Raw genomic sequence first — 14,949 nt, 5'->3', positions numbered from 1 at the left:
AGACCTACATCCTGAAAACCATCAAACTATAAAAATGGCAATCTACATAAGAAGGGAGAATGATGAATGAGTAAAGGGTTGGATTATTTTAAGGAAGTTTATGATGAGGTGCCGGGCTGGGTGCAAAAAATGCATGATTACAGTCCGGTTGTCTTAGACCACTATACGGGGTTGCGCGGTGAAATTATGCAGGATGGCGCGTTATCACGTAAAGAGAAGGATGTACTCGTGGCCAGCATGAACGCAGCAAGACTATACCCACGTAGCATGGTGTATCACACCAAGGGCGCCATGGATTATGGTTCAACGATTCCGGAACTAGTCGAATACCTACTAGTTTCCTATTTATATAAGGGGCTTCCGTCACTTAAAGTGTCGCTTGAGTCTTTGGCATATGCCCTGGAATTATCGGGTACACCAGTTGAACAGCCAGCAAATGACCCTGAAACGATTGAAGACGTGATTTCTACGATGATTGCCTGGATGGGAGAGCTGGATACACGTTTTTTAGTAGATACATGGAACGTCATTCAAACGAATGAAGCCGAGAGGATCGAGGAGAAAATCCTTAGTGAGGGAACCGTGTCTTCTAGATTGAAATACCTGAACATGGTGGGCAATTACATTACCGAATTGAGGGGTGAGGAGGCGATTGCCTGGATAGAAAGAGCGAGACAGGCCGGAGCTTCAGAGGCGGATCTAGCTGATGTGGGATACATATGCATTCTGACGGCCGGCATTCCAGCCTGGTTTGAAATCAGCGATTCCCTGAAACGGGCAAGGGAGGGACAGGCATGACGAAAGTGACACAAGATCTGCAAGAAGCCTTATCATGCGTCAAAAGCGGTCAAACGATTTTGGTGGGCGGCTTTGGATTAGTGGGTGCACCACTTACGCTAATTGAAGGATTGACTAAAAAAGACGTGAAGGATTTGACGATTGTCAGTAATAATCTCGGGGAAGCAGGTAAGGGTTTGGGAATCCTGCTCAACCAAAACAAAATCAAAAAGGGGATTGGCTCTTATTTTACAAGCAACCGTGATGTGGGAGCCAAATATCAAAGAGGGGAAATCGAACTGGAAATACTGCCGCAAGGGACATTGGCAGAATCCTTGCGTGCGGGTGGGGCGGGCCTCGGCGGGTATTACACGACTACAGGTGTCGGCACCGAGCTTGCAATCGGAAAAGAAGAGCGCAATATTGATGGCGTGAATTATATTCTGGAAAAAGCGATCCGCGCGGATGTTGCCATTATCCGGGCGCATAAAGCTGATACCCTAGGGAATCTCGTTTACTACAAAACGGCTCGTAATTTCAACCCATTGATGGCAACCGCTGCGAAAAGAGTCATCGTAGAAGTGGATGAGATCGTCGAGTCTGGTGAATTGGATCCAGAGGAAATCGTAACACCCCATCTTTATATCGATACCATTATCCAAGCACAGCAAATCTTGACAAAGGTAGGGGTAGTGAGCAAATGAATAAACAAATGAGCAAACAAGAGGTGCAGCATCTGATTGCGAAGCGTGTGGCCAAGGAATTGCACGGTCCTTGTACCGTCAATTTAGGAATCGGCATCCCCACACTAGTAGCCGAATATCTCGAGGATGAGAACGTATTCCTGCACACCGAGAATGGCATGTTGGGTGTAACGGATGTTGAAGAGGAAGATATCGATCCGAACCTTGTCAATGCAGGCAAACTACCAGTCGGTGAAGCCGTGGGGACCTCCTTCTTCGATAGTTCCGATTCATTCGCGATGATCCGCGGCGGTCATGTCGATGTGGCGATACTTGGTGCCTTACAGGTTGCACAGTCAGGAATCATTGCGAATTGGGCAGTTCCAGGTAAGAATATATTGGGGGTAGGCGGCGCCATGGATCTATTGGTCGGTGCGAAAAAAGTCATTATAACGATGAGCCACACTTCGAAAGACGGCCAAAGCAAAATTCTGAAAGCATGTACCTACCCGATTACATCGACCAGAAGCGTGGATATGATCGTGACAGAGTTAGCGGTATTCGAAGTGGTCGATAAACAATTAAAGCTGGTTGAACTGATGCCAGGTGTAACGCTTGCAGAAGTGAAGGAAAAAACAGAAGCCGATTTTATTGTGTAAAAAGGTGAGAGTGAGGTAACTTATGAAAATACGTTCAGTAGATATATATATACTAGATTTACCGACGATCCGTCCGCATCAATTGGCGATGCATACCATTGTTGAACAGACCCTTGTTGTGGCCTGTCTAACGGACGAAGCGGGAAATGAAGGATGGTCGGAAGTCGCGACGATAGGCGGCGCTTCATACGGGGAATCCACGCCGGAAGCAATAAAGGTCAATATTGACCGATATATATCCCCTTTGATCATCGGTAAGGAACCCGTACACTTTGACAAAATCATGTATGGCATCTCGAAACACGTAAGGGGCAACTACTTTGCCAAATCCTTGATAGAGGCGGCGATGGTCGATTTAACAGCTAGAAGCAAAGAGGTGCCTGCCTTTGAACTATTTGGCGGCCAGATTCATAAATCGCTGCCAGTCGCCTGGACTTTGGCGAGCGGTGATACGGATAGAGATATTGAAGAAGCGAAGGAACTCTTACACCAGAAACGTCATAATATCTTCAAATTGAAAATCGGTAAAGGCGATCCGATTAAAAATGTTGAACATGTATTGGAGATTAAAAAAGCCGTCGGGGACGAAGCGCGCCTTACTGTAGATGTGAATCAGGCGTGGGATGAAGATACGGCGAATGCCTGCATTGCACGTTTAGAAGACGGTGGCATTTCCATGATTGAACAGCCACTCCCAACATGGAACAACGAAGGAATGGCACGCTTGACGAGCCGATTCAAGGTGCCAATCATGGCGGATGAATCGGCGAACTCCATACAAGATTGCTTCCAAATCGCGAAACACAGAGCAGGCAATTCCATCGCCCTGAAAGTGTGCAAAGCGGGCGGAATGACTCAAACGAAAAAAGTCGCAGCCATTGCCGAAGCGGCTGGAATCGGCTTATACGGGGGGACGATGATCGAATCCAGCTTAGGGACGGCCATCTGTGCACAATTATATGCAACGATACCGGAAATGAAATTCGGTACGGAATTATTTGGCCCATTATTGTTCAAAGATACGATCACGGTGAATGACATCCAATATGAAAACTTTGAAATCATCATTCCAGATGGAGTTGGATTCGGGGTGGAAATCGATAAAGAGAAAGTACAGCATTATTCGAGAGAAATTTGATAGATAATGTGACTTTGCCTGAGGCCCACCTTGATGAAGGGGGGCCTTATTTTTGACTAAGCGATTCATAGTTGTAGGAAAATGCCGATTGTATAGATGGATGGTCATATTTTTAGAGGGGCTATTGCTTTTGAATAAAGGGAAAACTGGCAACCATGGAGAAAGTAAAACAGGACGTATCGATGTCGACGCGTTAAGGTAAACGAAAACTCGCAGAGAAAGGGATCCTTCCTATGAAGAAACTTTGGTATGGCGGCACAATTTACACAATGGAGAAAGAACATGAAACGGTAGAAGCCGTCCTTGTCGAGGGTGACACCATACTCGCTACGGGATCATTCGATGAACTGAGCGTCGAGGCAGATGAGCGAGTGGACTTGAAAGGGGCCGTCATGTATCCGGGGTTCGTTGACAGCCATCTTCATATGCTTTTCCAAGGCGAAAAGTTAATTCGTCTTGATTTAACGAAAGCCCATTCTGCAACCGAGATGCTGGAGATGGTGAGCGAGGCAGCCAAGACAGCCCCAAGCGATAGCTGGTTATACGGGGAAGGCTGGAATGAAAATAATTTCCCAGACCAGCGCATTCCGACAATCGGGGAGCTGGATGCGATTCGAAGTGAACCGATCCTGTTGACGCGCGTTTGCCATCACGTCGTGTTGGGCAATTCAGCGGCCCTTGCAGCAGGTGGCATCACGTCAGACAGCCAAACTCCAGCAGGCGGGGAAATCGGGAGAGATGCGGACGGCACGTTGAATGGCCTGTTGTTTGACCAAGCGATGAACCCTGTGACGGAAGCTGTTCCAAAAGAAGGGGAAGCGTACATCGATTCATTGACGAACACATTGAACCTTGCTGTGGATAACATGCTTTCTTATGGCCTGACGGGTGGGCATACAGAGGAAATGAACTATTTCGGAGACTTTCGGAATCCACTCACGGCGTTTCACCGCGTCGTCGGCAAGAAGAAGCATTTCCGCGTGAATATATTGCGACATAACGCCGTATTTGAAAAAATGATCGAAGCGAATGCAGAGTTTGACGAGCCCTATGTAGAACCGGGCGCGATGAAGATCTTTGCCGACGGGGCCCTTGGCGGTTCGACGGCGGCCCTATCCCAGCCATATGCCGATCAACCGAATAACAAAGGACTCTTCATCCAAACCGATGAAGAGGTGGAGACGTTGGTGAAATTGGCACGCAAGCATAACGAAGCCGTTGCCATCCATATGATCGGGGACGCGGCGACGGAACAAGTTCTTCGGGTCATTGAAAAATATCCGGCACCAAGCGGCAAGCTGGACCGCTTCATCCACTGCTGCATCTTGCGAGAGGACCTCGTCGAAAGAATGGCGAACCTACCGCTTGTCGTGGACATTCAACCGGCATTCGTCCCATCCGACTTCCCGTGGGTCATCGACCGCCTCGGGGAAGAACGTCTTTCCTTAGCTTATCCATGGAAAACGCTGCTGGACCGGGGCATCATGTGTGCAGCGGGAACGGATGCACCGGTAGAGGCCATCGATCCGCTCGTAACCATCTATGCAGCGGTCGAACGGAAAAGACCAGGCGCCGAGCATGAAGGCTACATACCTGAACAAAAGCTATCCCGTTTCGAAGCGATTCAACTGTACACAATCGGCAGTAGCCAGGCGATCAACAAAGAGCATGAGCGTGGCTACATCAAACCAGGCTACGTCGCAGACTTCACCATATTCGACCGTGACCTATTCGATGGCACGACAGAGGAGATGCTGACGGCCAAAGCGTTGAAAACGGTCGTGGCGGGAAGGGTCGTATTTGAAAGGGGAAAATGAGACGAGAGGGAGATACTTCGATTAAGGAGCATCTCCTTTTTACAAGATTGCGAGTAATTTTCAAAACTTATAATTATTGTTTTACAATAATCCTTTATTGTTTTATAATAAAAAGGAAATAAATGTAAAATGATAAAGGAGGGCTATATCTAATGAGTCTTTTTACCAAGTCTGTTTTGAAATTCTTATCAATTATGTCTCTGATTGCTCAATTTTTTTGTGCGTTTGCCGGATTAATGCTACTATTTGGGACTGGAGCTGTATTGTTAGTTCCGAATGGAGTTAAAAAACAATTACTACAGTATGTAGATGGAAACTCAAACTTAAACACAAACCCATCAGTATGGTTTTTAGTACTTTCTTGCTTAGTGGCGCTAGCAATCATTGCTTGTTTGTTTATCATTATGCATGCGCTACGTAAAATGATCGGTAATATTTATATACAAGACTTCTTTGTTTACCAAAATCTTACGTGCCTCAAACAAATCCTAATCGCAATCACAAGCTTCACTATTTTGCAGTTCATCAGTCAGCTGTTCTTTGCAAAACTACACGCTTACAATGTCAGTAATGTTTTTTCAAATTCCAGTCCAGGTTTACTAGGAAACATTCTTCTATTAGCTATCGTATATACGCTTTATGTGGTTTTTAAATACGGAATATCCTTGCAAGACGATTCTAACAACGTGATTTAAGTGGGAGATCCTCATGATAAAAATTAATCTAGATCGAGTCATGCTAGAAAGAAAAATTTCTTCAAAAGTGTTAGCGGAAAAAGTTGGAATTACCCAAGCTAACTTATCCATACTAAAAACAGGTAAAGCGCGTGGTATTCGCTTTGACACATTAGAAAAAATCTGCCAGACCTTACATTGTCAGCCTGGTGACATACTCGAATATGAAGAAAAAACTGGCATATAACAATGGTTATATGCCAGTTTACAACTATTCATTTATATGGACTGAGAGTTACCTACGCCACACGTCTCTAAAATATTCGGATAGGACACCTTCTCCCTGAAATCTATCTTCAAGAACCGCTTTCACCTGATCTTTCACCTGATGAAATTTCCCTTTATGTTTTTGATCAGTATGGGGGAAAGATGCTAAGTGTACGATGACTGTATGGCTGATTCCGCTAAATCCCCGTTACTTGAATACCTTATACCAGTATAAAGTGGTTTCAATATCAGGATTATAGGACTGCTTGAGTGTGTCCACTCCACCTAGTATGAATCCTTGTTTCACATAGAATCTGCAGGCACCAAGATTATCATCTTGGGTTTCCAAGGACATGCCTATCAGGTTCCTTTGTTTGGCCCACTCTTCTGCCTGATGTAAGAGCAACGTTCCGACGCCACTGCCTCTATACTCTTTCTTGGTCGCAATGTTTTCAATATAACAGAAGCGATTCCAATCCTGAATGATTCTAATTTGCCCTATGCACGTATCATTCAGATAAGCTAAAAACAACGCTTTATCCTCTTGGTTTATATAGTGACTCCAATCCAGTTCGTCATCTGGAAAACGTGTTTCTCTAGCTTTATCAAAAAGAACCTCTTCATAAGACCACTTTCCTGCTTGTAAACGGGGGACAACCCTACCAAATAACGTAAAATAATCATTTGTCAGATTGATATCCTCTATCAAGTCATTATTTAATGGATAAATTATGAGTTTATCTTCACTACCCAATCTCAAACACTTCCTTTTATGATGTTTTTGAAAAGATTTAAGGATCATTAAGCCATTGCACTGTTAGCTGAATAAGCCTCTTTTAATATATTACCAAAAATAGTAAACTAGGTAATTGAATTTATGCTAAAGTGGTATAGGATTGTTAAAGTTTACACGTAAACTAATACGTTAAAGTATTTTTGCAAGGTAATGGGGGGGAGAAACATGAAGATTGAACAAAGATTGTATCAAGCAGCAATCGAATTGATCACAAGGAGATACCCTTCTGGATGGGGCGGTGCCGCAGCAATGTATACGGAGGATGGCAAGGTCTTGACAAGCGTTGCGCCAGAGGTCATAAATGCATCGACGGAATTGTGTATGGAAACGGGTGCGATTCTTGAAGCACATAAGCTGAACACAAAGATTACACATTCTATTTGTGTGGCAAGAGATAACGAACAGGCTGAATTTAAAGTCTTAACTCCTTGCGGGGTATGCCAAGAAAGACTTTGGTATTGGGGGCCTCATGTAAAAGCAGCCATTACGAACCCAGATCAAAGACTTGTATATAAAACACTGGAGGAAATCCAACCATTTCATTGGTCAAAAGCCTATGATAATCAAGATCCTTCTTGAACCAACGGAGTCTTTGAAAAAAAATGAACAGTAAGCACATTAAAGTTGGTGAATACATGGTAGGTAGAAAATATGAGTTAGCAAAAGCATTTCCATCTGAATTAGAGGAAGATGTGCTGAGGGTGTTGAGTATGATGACCCAAACAAACAAGATAGACGTCTCTTCTTGTTTTGAGGTTCACTTTAAGGGAAGTAGGTTGAGGATTCCTGAACGCATGTACAATAATGAATTTTCCCTATCGCACTATCAATCCTTAACAGATCGACAACAACTAGTGGTAGATTGTTTATTTACAAGGCATCACGATGGGTTTATTAGAGAAAAGTATTTAAAAAAGATCATTCATCAATGCAGTGACGTCAATGGGTGGATCCTTCCCTATATCATTCGGCTGACGGGGGAGTATGTAATAGAAATCTTACACGTGATAAAAGAAAATGTAGGTCATATTGATAAGGATACAATAAAAGAATTCATAACAGAGAATCCAAGATTTTATCAGACAATCAAAAGTCGAGTAGTAAGTTATTGGGATTGTTATTATAGAAGGGAATATCCAGCCAAAACAGATTATGTAGGTTTTGAGATCATTGAGTATTTCGGTTCGTAGATTTTTTACATATAGCTTAAGTTTTGGGAGTCCAAACATTCGTAACATGAATATTGAACAGGAAAAGGATAAAAATCCTATACAAGTAATAATGAACCATGTAACATGTGTCTTGAATGAAAATATGAACGTATAGGAAGTGCAAACAATGAGGAAAAGCATCTGGTTAGAAGATGTAGAAATAGAGAAGTTAGCACCATTAACAGATGAAATGGTCAAAATGGCGGAAAAACAGCTGAAAGTAAAATTACCGCAAGCTTATATAACGCTCCTTAAAGAACAGAACGGTGGCTATATCGAATGCAACGCCTATCCAACTGATGTTCCGACATCATGGGCGGATGACCATGTGAACGTGGACTATATCAGCGGAATTGCCGAAGAAGATGGCATCCTGGATAGCGACTATTTAATCGAAGAATGGGACTTGCCGAAAAATATTGTCCTTATCTCCGGCGATGGACATACATGGACGGCCCTCGATTACAGAAAGACGAAAGAAAACCCACCTGTTATATTCGTTGATGTGGAAGATGAGAAGATCATTAAATTAGCTCCTGACTTCGAAACGTTCTTAAGCGGATTAACCGTGTGGGAAGATGAAGAGGATGAAGATGAGTGACAGCCACCAGCTGAACTGCAAAACAAAGCCTCACTACATGTGACATGTAGTGAGGCTTTACGTTTATAATTATTAACAGCATCCTCATACCTATTAAACCTTAATGGCCACCCTTTTAGTAAATTGCCGAATGATACAAAGGATTATTCCTACTATCACCAGCACTACGAAGACCGAAACATACAAAGGCATCGTGAAGGTGTAGTTATACATCCCAATTCCGAGTCCGGCATGAATGAGAACGTCTTCTATATAAAGAACTAAGCCCCCCAATGCAATACTGCCTAGGCCGGCAATGGTTCCAAACCGGTAGAAGGCCGCCCCGATGAGCCATCCTACTATATAATAGGTGAGGATATTTAATGAGAAGATCAATAGGGCTAATAGCGGGTCACTGTGAAGTTCTACAATCGGTGTTAAAATAACGGATTGGATCATATCACTAAGGTTTCCGCCATCATCTATACGCTCCGACTTATACCCTTGAAAAACGATTGGTAAATCAGCAAGCTTGATGATAAACGAAATCACCTGATTAATGAGTGCTGACATTAAGGGAATGATGATCGACAAGGTGACGGAAGCGATAGTGGCACCATAAAAGAAATCTTTTCTTGTGATTCCATGGCCTACATAGTGTTTGATGAAACTAGATGAGGAAATAATCCCGATGACAAGCATAAATATATTGGAAGTAATGGAAGACGAGGCGAAAAATGTACTTACTTCATCCTCGCTAAACTGAGAAGTGGTTATTTTAATTACATGGATAAGCAACATGATGCCAAAGAAGCTGAGTGTCCAAACAAACTGCATCCAAAATATATCCCTCGTTACTTGTAAGTAAGGCTTTTGATTCATTTCAGACATCCTCTCCAGTCAAGTGAATGAATAAATCTTGAAGTGAAACGGGTCCCACTTCGAGTCCACGTTGCTGCGCCTCTTTTCGTTTGGCTTCACTTAGTTTTCCGAAAACCATTACAGACTTGGTGCCGCCCAATTGCTGTTCACTTAACTGCTTCAATTCAAGGCCACGCACAAAATCATCTACCTCATCAGTTTCTCCGGTGATCGAAGCACCTTTCGTGATGAACGATTCATACTCTTCCTGAAGTAACAGCTTTCCTTCATGCAGAATCATTACTTCATCAAACAAATAGTCCATTTCCGATACTAAATGAGTGGAAAGGATGATAATCCTCGGATGGTGAGATTGATCCTCTAACACTTCCCGGTAAAATATTTCACGTGTCGGCGCATCCATCCCTTGATAGGCTTCATCAAAAATGGTGATCGGTGCCCTACTAGCCAAGCCGGCCACCACGTCAAAGGCAGATTGCATCCCTTTTGAGAATTTCTTCAAAGGTTTATTTGCCGGTAAATTGAACTTCGTGAGGAGGGTGTTCGCATAGTCACGGTCAAAATTCGCTCGATACCTTTCGACATCCCGGAGAAGGTTTTTAGCGTTTTCGGATTCTTCCTTATAATCCTTACTGTAAATGAAATTAACCAATGACATGACCTTTGCATTCTCAAAAGGCTCTTCACCATTGATTGTAAGCATACCTTCCGTTTGAGAGCGGAATGAGGAGAGAATGGACAATAAGGACGTTTTTCCTGCCCCATTTCTGCCGAGAAGACCGTAAATCTTCGGTCCAGACAGCTTGAAATCAATATGCTGCAGGGCATGGTGCTCCCCGTAGCGTAAACCAAGATTATTCACAACAACCTCTACTGTCAATGCAACCCACGTCCTTTCACCTGTCTAATGAACTCCACTATTTCACGTTCACTGATGCCTAGATTATCTGCTTCCTGAACCAATCCGATGACATACTGATCGACGAACGCCTCTTTCCGTTTTTGAACAAGCTTGCTTTTAGCACCTTCCGCTACAAACATGCCAATCCCCCTTTTTTTAAAAAGAATCCCTTCCTCCACCAACTGATTAACCCCTTTGGACACCGTAGCATGGTTGATCTTATAAAAGCTGACGAGTTGGTTCGTGGAAGGAGCCTGGTCGCCTTCTTTTAACTGATCATTCACAATCTGATCCTCGATTTTCTCGCGTATCTGTAAATAAATCGGTTTATCCTGATGGAACGGTTTCATTTCCCTCACCACTTTTCAGAATCACCATAATAAAACTTATATGGTTATATACTTATGTGTATAACCATAAAGGTTTAACTAATATTTGTCAATAACTAAGTGAAGGGAGCTCCATGTCTGTACATTTCATGAAATTGTCATTTTCAAAGAGACCGGACCTAAAAGTTCTATTAAACTTCACAAAATGACTAGAAAATCAGTAAAAATAAATGAATATTCATTGAGAAAATGAAAAATTATGCCTTTGTGGGTCTGTTTTGTAAAGAGTAAGTTCATTTAACTGGAATATGAATCAAAAAGATCAAGTTTTTATAGGTCTAAATATTTAGGTTGATTTTACAAAAAATACATAAAATAGGATAATGGTCTCGATGGTGTTTGGCAAAATACATACAAGATAGTCAACAAGATTGGACACTGGACCAGATTCAGGGGTTAGTCACTATAGAGCATTTAGGGTGATGGAAGAAGAGTAAAAATCTACTTTAGAAAGTGTAGGGATTTATTACACAAGGGCATCTAGCAGGAATACACCTGACCCTATGTCCAGTATATCTTGTTATAGAAAAAATCATTAGATGGGGGGCAGATGAAGTGGTTATACGAAAAAGGTACCTAATAAACCAGAAAACTGAAGCAATGGTGGGGGAATATCATGTTAACGGTGAAGAAATGACTAGAGTAATAGAAGGAAAAGAGATGTTTCTGGTGAAAGAAAGTCCTCTGAACATCTTAAATAATACATTCATTTATTTAGGCTATAATCTGGAGGGCGCCCTTAAAGGGGCAAAGTCTGTACTGGGTGAAAAATACCGGCTACCAGTCTGCATTAACGCTGAGCTCGGCATGGTCTGGTTCTCATCTAACTCTTTCAGGAAAACCGGAGGCATTTGGTTTTCCTATATACACATACGTGACTTAATACCAATAAGTAAAAAAGAAACCATGGTCCTAACGAATTATGGCCATCGTATATCCGTACCAATGAGTCTCAATCAAATCGATTTCAAGAAAAATCAATCTGCCTTCCTCCATACAACCTTAGCTGCACGTACCCAAAGGATAAAGACCTTTTTATTTGAATCGGAAAGTGGATTTACCTTATGTAAGGATCCTGGTGATATTAATTACAGAGTGAGGGAAAAGGAAGAGAAATAAGATGGAGAACAGCTGGCCTTGGGTTGGCTGTTTTTTGATTTGAAATGTATGATATCATGATACAAACATGTATTTTATCTCAAGATGTTAAAGTGCAGTTAGGAGTAAGTCATGTATACTGAGAAAAATTTAATCGTAAATTCAGACAAAACCAATCTATTAAATGAACTCATTTCTTCTATAAACGAATGTGAAAAATTTTATTTTAGCGTGGCCTTTATTAATTATAGTGGGCTGCAGCTTTTATTGGATACTTTCAAGGAAGCAGGGAAAAGAGGCGTAGAGGGGAAGATTATTACTTCTACTTATCTAAATTTCACCGAAGCTAAGGCACTTAAGAAAATAAATGAATTTAGTCATATCGATTTGAAAGTTTTTGAAACAGATAAAGCGATTGGATTTCATACAAAAGCTTATATTTTTGAGTTTAAGGACTCGTATAAAGTGATTATTGGTTCTTCGAATATTACACAGAGTGCTCTCAAGAGTAATATTGAATGGAATGTTGAGATCATTACGAAAGAGGATGCACAGTTCCTTAAAGATGTATTAAAAGAATATGATAGTTTATGGAATAGTAGTGTGATTGCGGATGACGTGTTTATTAGTAAATATGAAGAGTTCTTGAGTAAATTAAGTGGGTTTACCAATACACAGCCATTTATTTATGAAAGCTCCGAATATATTGTTCCGAATAAGATGCAAAGGCAAGCAGTAGAAAATCTTGAACGAATTAGATCAATTGGGGAAAATAAAGCGCTGGTGATCGCCGCAACAGGTACAGGTAAAACATATATGTCGGCTTTTGATGTAAAGGCTGTTAAACCTAAAAGGTTATTATTTATTGTACATAGAGAAGAAATATTAAAAAAGGCAAAAGAGACATTTGAAAAGCTCCTTCCTAATGAAAAGCGATCATTTGGATTATTAACAGGGAACCATAAGCAAAAGGATAAGGATTATATTTTCTCAACGATACAAACCATGTCTAAATACTTCCGGGAATTCGAACGAGATGCGTTTGATTATATTATTTATGATGAGGCGCATCATGCTACAAGCCCTAGTTATCAAGCTGTGTTGGAGTACTTCGAACCGAAGTTTACTTTAGGAATGACAGCAACTCCTGAAAGAAGCGATCAGCAAAATGTCTTTGATTTATTTGATAATAACGTGGCATTAGAGGTTCGATTACATGAGGCTTTAGAAGATGAGCTTGTTATTCCTTTTCATTACTTTGGTATTACCGACATTGAGGGTATCGATTTAAGTGATGTGGATATAGACGATGTAGCGGAGATCACAAAGAGATTAAAGGTTAACGAGCGAGTGGACTTTATTATTAAGAATATGAATTTCTATGGACATGATGGGGATAAGAGAAAAGGTCTCGGCTTTTGTGTAACGATCGAGCATGCCCAATATATGGCCCAAGAGTTTAATAATAGAGGCTATCATAGTATCTGTTTATCTGGAGAGGATTCAGTCGAGCGGAGAGCCTATTATATGAATAAGCTTGAAGATGATGGGGATGAGTTAGAGTTTATCTTTACGGTCGATATTTTTAATGAAGGTGTAGATATTCCCTCTGTTAACACGGTTTTGATGCTAAGACCTACTAATTCACCAATTGTATTCATCCAGCAGCTGGGACGTGGACTTCGTAAGCATAAAGATAAAAGTTTTCTTACCGTCCTTGATTTTATCGGAAATCATAGTAAAACGTTTTTGATTGCGATCGCTTTAAATGGGACTCGTTATTATGATAAAGAAAGTTTGAAGGTGGCCATCGCAACTGGCTTTGCCAATATACCAGGTTGTACGCATATTCAAATGGATAAAATCTCGGAAGAACGAATTCTAGCTCAAATTGATAAAGAGAACTTTAACTCTTTGAAATATTTGAAGGAAGAGTATTTTGAATTTAAGAAAATGAATCAAGGGAAAATCCCATTGTTTTTAATGGACTATATGAAATTCGACGGAGCTCCTGATCCTATTAAATTTATTAACCGGGAAAAAACGTATTTACAGTTCGTAGCAAAAGTAGAGAAAAATGATCACTTAAAAAGTTTATTACTAGACGAAGCTTTTGAAGGTGCATTAAAAGAATTATCAAGTAAGCTACCACTTAAGAGGGTATACGAATTTGTGATTGCTAAATACTTATTAGATCATGATGTGATCTCGTTAGAAACCGCAAAACATGAGATATTGAAGTGGGTTAAAAAGGTGGATGAAGATAGTACGCTGCACGCTCTTGAATGTCTAAATCAGAATTTCTATGATCCTGGTCAGAGGAAAAGAAATCTTAAATTATTTACACTTCAAGATGGATTATTATCGAAGACATCAGTATATGAAACAGTTCTACAGAATGAAGAGTATAGAAAATATATCGAAGATCTTATTATTTACGGGATTATTAGATACGAGAAAGAATTTAAGGAAGAGTACTATGGTGTGCCACATCTGAAATTATATGAACAATACCAAATGGGTGATGTCGCACTTCTTTCAAATTATCGTAAAAGTCAAAGTGCCTTTAGGGGATCAGGGTTGCTTGCGAATGGGAATGAGTATTTCTTATTTATTGACTTGCATAAGGAAGAGGACATTAAAGAAAGTATTAACTATCATGATGAATTTATAAATGAGCGATATTTCCAATGGCAGACACCAAATAGTACAGCTCCAAGCTCTGATAGAGGAAAAAATATCGTATTTAACCAGGAAAGAGGAGTTCATCTACACCTATTTGTGAGAAAGTATAAAGAAATAGATGGCAAGATAGAACCTTATATTTATATAGGCAAGGGTAATACCGTGGAGTATGAAGGAGAAAAGCCGATTACCGTTAAAATGGAATTAGAGAATGAAATTCCTGCAAGCTTATATACAGAATTCACGAAAAGAGTGTAGTCTTCTCATTTGAGAAGACTATTTTTTCGTTCATCAATTGCTCGACTGTTGGGATATCTGAAGGTGCCCGTTTTAGAGAGCTTGAATTTGCAGGATTCAACTAATGATAAGTAAATCATTACCAATAAAACGTT

Annotated in this window: 17 protein-coding genes; 13 read left to right on the top strand and 4 right to left on the bottom strand. The window is 41.0% G+C overall.

The genetic code is table 11. The annotated features are described in order from the left end of the window. The first annotated feature begins 66 nt into the window (after positions 1 to 66). The 8 genes from ACIQXH_RS05635 (at position 67) to ACIQXH_RS05600 (ending at position 5,995) form a co-directional block, all read left to right on the top strand. On the top strand, positions 67 to 798 hold the full coding sequence (locus ACIQXH_RS05635) for a carboxymuconolactone decarboxylase family protein (protein WP_402873309.1): 732 nt from the start codon (positions 67 to 69) through the stop codon (positions 796 to 798). After that, entirely contained in the window at positions 795 to 1,481 is a 687-nt protein-coding gene (locus ACIQXH_RS05630; RefSeq protein WP_403122544.1) for a CoA transferase subunit A, read from the top strand. The genes ACIQXH_RS05635 and ACIQXH_RS05630 overlap by 4 nt, the downstream gene beginning before the upstream one ends. After that, the gene (locus ACIQXH_RS05625; protein ID WP_403122542.1) at positions 1,478 to 2,119 is read left to right on the top strand and encodes a 3-oxoacid CoA-transferase subunit B; all 642 of its coding nucleotides are present in this window, start codon (positions 1,478 to 1,480) and stop codon (positions 2,117 to 2,119) included. Before ACIQXH_RS05630 ends, ACIQXH_RS05625 begins: the two co-directional genes overlap by 4 nt. A gap of 22 nt (positions 2,120 to 2,141) precedes the next feature. Further along, the gene (locus ACIQXH_RS05620; protein ID WP_403122539.1) at positions 2,142 to 3,257 is read left to right on the top strand and encodes a muconate cycloisomerase family protein; all 1,116 of its coding nucleotides are present in this window, start codon (positions 2,142 to 2,144) and stop codon (positions 3,255 to 3,257) included. Positions 3,258 to 3,309: 52 nt separating this feature from the next. Then, a complete protein-coding gene (locus ACIQXH_RS05615) occupies positions 3,310 to 3,459 on the top strand; it encodes a hypothetical protein (RefSeq protein ID WP_402987033.1) in 150 nt (49 codons plus the stop codon). 31 nt (positions 3,460 to 3,490) lie between these two features. Continuing rightward, positions 3,491 to 5,074, top strand: coding sequence for an amidohydrolase (locus tag ACIQXH_RS05610; RefSeq protein ID WP_403122536.1), 1,584 nt, complete (start codon positions 3,491 to 3,493; stop codon positions 5,072 to 5,074). A 152-nt stretch (positions 5,075 to 5,226) separates the two neighbouring features. Further along, the gene (locus ACIQXH_RS05605) at positions 5,227 to 5,769 is read left to right on the top strand and encodes a DUF2975 domain-containing protein (RefSeq protein ID WP_403122533.1); all 543 of its coding nucleotides are present in this window, start codon (positions 5,227 to 5,229) and stop codon (positions 5,767 to 5,769) included. A 13-nt stretch (positions 5,770 to 5,782) separates the two neighbouring features. Continuing rightward, on the top strand, positions 5,783 to 5,995 hold the full coding sequence (locus tag ACIQXH_RS05600) for a helix-turn-helix domain-containing protein (RefSeq protein WP_402873324.1): 213 nt from the start codon (positions 5,783 to 5,785) through the stop codon (positions 5,993 to 5,995). A gap of 228 nt (positions 5,996 to 6,223) precedes the next feature. Here ACIQXH_RS05600 and ACIQXH_RS05595 read toward each other — a convergent pair whose 3' ends face one another. Next, positions 6,224 to 6,769: a GNAT family N-acetyltransferase gene (locus ACIQXH_RS05595; RefSeq protein ID WP_402957459.1), complete on the bottom strand. Its 546-nt coding sequence runs from the start codon at positions 6,767 to 6,769 to the stop codon at positions 6,224 to 6,226. Between the two features lie 207 nt (positions 6,770 to 6,976). Between ACIQXH_RS05595 and ACIQXH_RS05590 the strand changes: the two genes are divergently transcribed. The 3 genes from ACIQXH_RS05590 (at position 6,977) to ACIQXH_RS05580 (ending at position 8,623) form a co-directional block, all read left to right on the top strand. Then, on the top strand, positions 6,977 to 7,390 hold the full coding sequence (locus ACIQXH_RS05590) for a cytidine deaminase (protein ID WP_402957461.1): 414 nt from the start codon (positions 6,977 to 6,979) through the stop codon (positions 7,388 to 7,390). 23 nt (positions 7,391 to 7,413) lie between these two features. Continuing rightward, positions 7,414 to 8,001, top strand: coding sequence for a hypothetical protein (locus ACIQXH_RS05585; RefSeq protein WP_402957463.1), 588 nt, complete (start codon positions 7,414 to 7,416; stop codon positions 7,999 to 8,001). A gap of 148 nt (positions 8,002 to 8,149) precedes the next feature. After that, entirely contained in the window at positions 8,150 to 8,623 is a 474-nt protein-coding gene (locus ACIQXH_RS05580) for an SMI1/KNR4 family protein (protein ID WP_403122531.1), read from the top strand. A 93-nt stretch (positions 8,624 to 8,716) separates the two neighbouring features. On the opposite strand, the gene ACIQXH_RS05575 is transcribed toward ACIQXH_RS05580, so the two are convergent. The 3 genes from ACIQXH_RS05575 to ACIQXH_RS05565 are packed head-to-tail and all read right to left on the bottom strand — an operon-like array spanning position 8,717 to position 10,735. Continuing rightward, positions 8,717 to 9,484: a hypothetical protein gene (locus ACIQXH_RS05575; RefSeq protein ID WP_403122528.1), complete on the bottom strand. Its 768-nt coding sequence runs from the start codon at positions 9,482 to 9,484 to the stop codon at positions 8,717 to 8,719. Position 9,485: 1 nt separating this feature from the next. Then, entirely contained in the window at positions 9,486 to 10,364 is an 879-nt protein-coding gene (locus ACIQXH_RS05570) for an ATP-binding cassette domain-containing protein (protein ID WP_403122525.1), read from the bottom strand. After that, positions 10,361 to 10,735: a GntR family transcriptional regulator gene (locus tag ACIQXH_RS05565; RefSeq protein WP_403122522.1), complete on the bottom strand. Its 375-nt coding sequence runs from the start codon at positions 10,733 to 10,735 to the stop codon at positions 10,361 to 10,363. Before ACIQXH_RS05565 ends, ACIQXH_RS05570 begins: the two co-directional genes overlap by 4 nt. A 594-nt stretch (positions 10,736 to 11,329) precedes the next feature. On the opposite strand from ACIQXH_RS05565, the gene ACIQXH_RS05560 reads away from it, so the two are divergent. Both ACIQXH_RS05560 and ACIQXH_RS05555 read left to right on the top strand, forming a co-directional pair. Next, positions 11,330 to 11,893, top strand: a complete 564-nt coding sequence (locus tag ACIQXH_RS05560) for a competence protein ComK (RefSeq protein ID WP_403122520.1) — start codon at positions 11,330 to 11,332, stop codon at positions 11,891 to 11,893. A gap of 111 nt (positions 11,894 to 12,004) precedes the next feature. Then, entirely contained in the window at positions 12,005 to 14,815 is a 2,811-nt protein-coding gene (locus tag ACIQXH_RS05555) for a DEAD/DEAH box helicase (RefSeq protein WP_403122517.1), read from the top strand. The last annotated feature ends 134 nt before the right edge of the window (positions 14,816 to 14,949 follow it).

The sequence above is a fragment of the Peribacillus sp. NPDC097225 genome (assembly GCF_044761955.1).
In the GTDB taxonomy this organism is placed as follows: Bacteria; Bacillota; Bacilli; order Bacillales; family DSM-1321; genus Peribacillus.
Note: the sequence above shows the minus strand (reverse complement) of the source record. Positions and strands in the feature narration are given on the sequence as shown.

What these genes read in the sequence shown, in the direction of transcription:
- ACIQXH_RS05635 (WP_402873309.1), top strand. Translation starts at nt 67, where the DNA reads ATGAGTAAAGGGTTGGATTATTTTAAGGAAGTTTATGATGAGGTGCCG.
- ACIQXH_RS05630 (WP_403122544.1), top strand. Translation starts at nt 795, where the DNA reads ATGACGAAAGTGACACAAGATCTGCAAGAAGCCTTATCATGCGTCAAA.
- ACIQXH_RS05625 (WP_403122542.1), top strand. Translation starts at nt 1,478, where the DNA reads ATGAATAAACAAATGAGCAAACAAGAGGTGCAGCATCTGATTGCGAAG.
- ACIQXH_RS05620 (WP_403122539.1), top strand. Translation starts at nt 2,142, where the DNA reads ATGAAAATACGTTCAGTAGATATATATATACTAGATTTACCGACGATC.
- ACIQXH_RS05610 (WP_403122536.1), top strand. Translation starts at nt 3,491, where the DNA reads ATGAAGAAACTTTGGTATGGCGGCACAATTTACACAATGGAGAAAGAA.
- ACIQXH_RS05605 (WP_403122533.1), top strand. Translation starts at nt 5,227, where the DNA reads ATGAGTCTTTTTACCAAGTCTGTTTTGAAATTCTTATCAATTATGTCT.
- ACIQXH_RS05600 (WP_402873324.1), top strand. Translation starts at nt 5,783, where the DNA reads ATGATAAAAATTAATCTAGATCGAGTCATGCTAGAAAGAAAAATTTCT.
- ACIQXH_RS05590 (WP_402957461.1), top strand. Translation starts at nt 6,977, where the DNA reads ATGAAGATTGAACAAAGATTGTATCAAGCAGCAATCGAATTGATCACA.
- ACIQXH_RS05585 (WP_402957463.1), top strand. Translation starts at nt 7,414, where the DNA reads ATGAACAGTAAGCACATTAAAGTTGGTGAATACATGGTAGGTAGAAAA.
- ACIQXH_RS05580 (WP_403122531.1), top strand. Translation starts at nt 8,150, where the DNA reads ATGAGGAAAAGCATCTGGTTAGAAGATGTAGAAATAGAGAAGTTAGCA.
- ACIQXH_RS05575 (WP_403122528.1), bottom strand. Translation starts at nt 9,484, where the DNA reads ATGAATCAAAAGCCTTACTTACAAGTAACGAGGGATATATTTTGGATG.
- ACIQXH_RS05565 (WP_403122522.1), bottom strand. Translation starts at nt 10,735, where the DNA reads ATGAAACCGTTCCATCAGGATAAACCGATTTATTTACAGATACGCGAG.
- ACIQXH_RS05555 (WP_403122517.1), top strand. Translation starts at nt 12,005, where the DNA reads ATGTATACTGAGAAAAATTTAATCGTAAATTCAGACAAAACCAATCTA.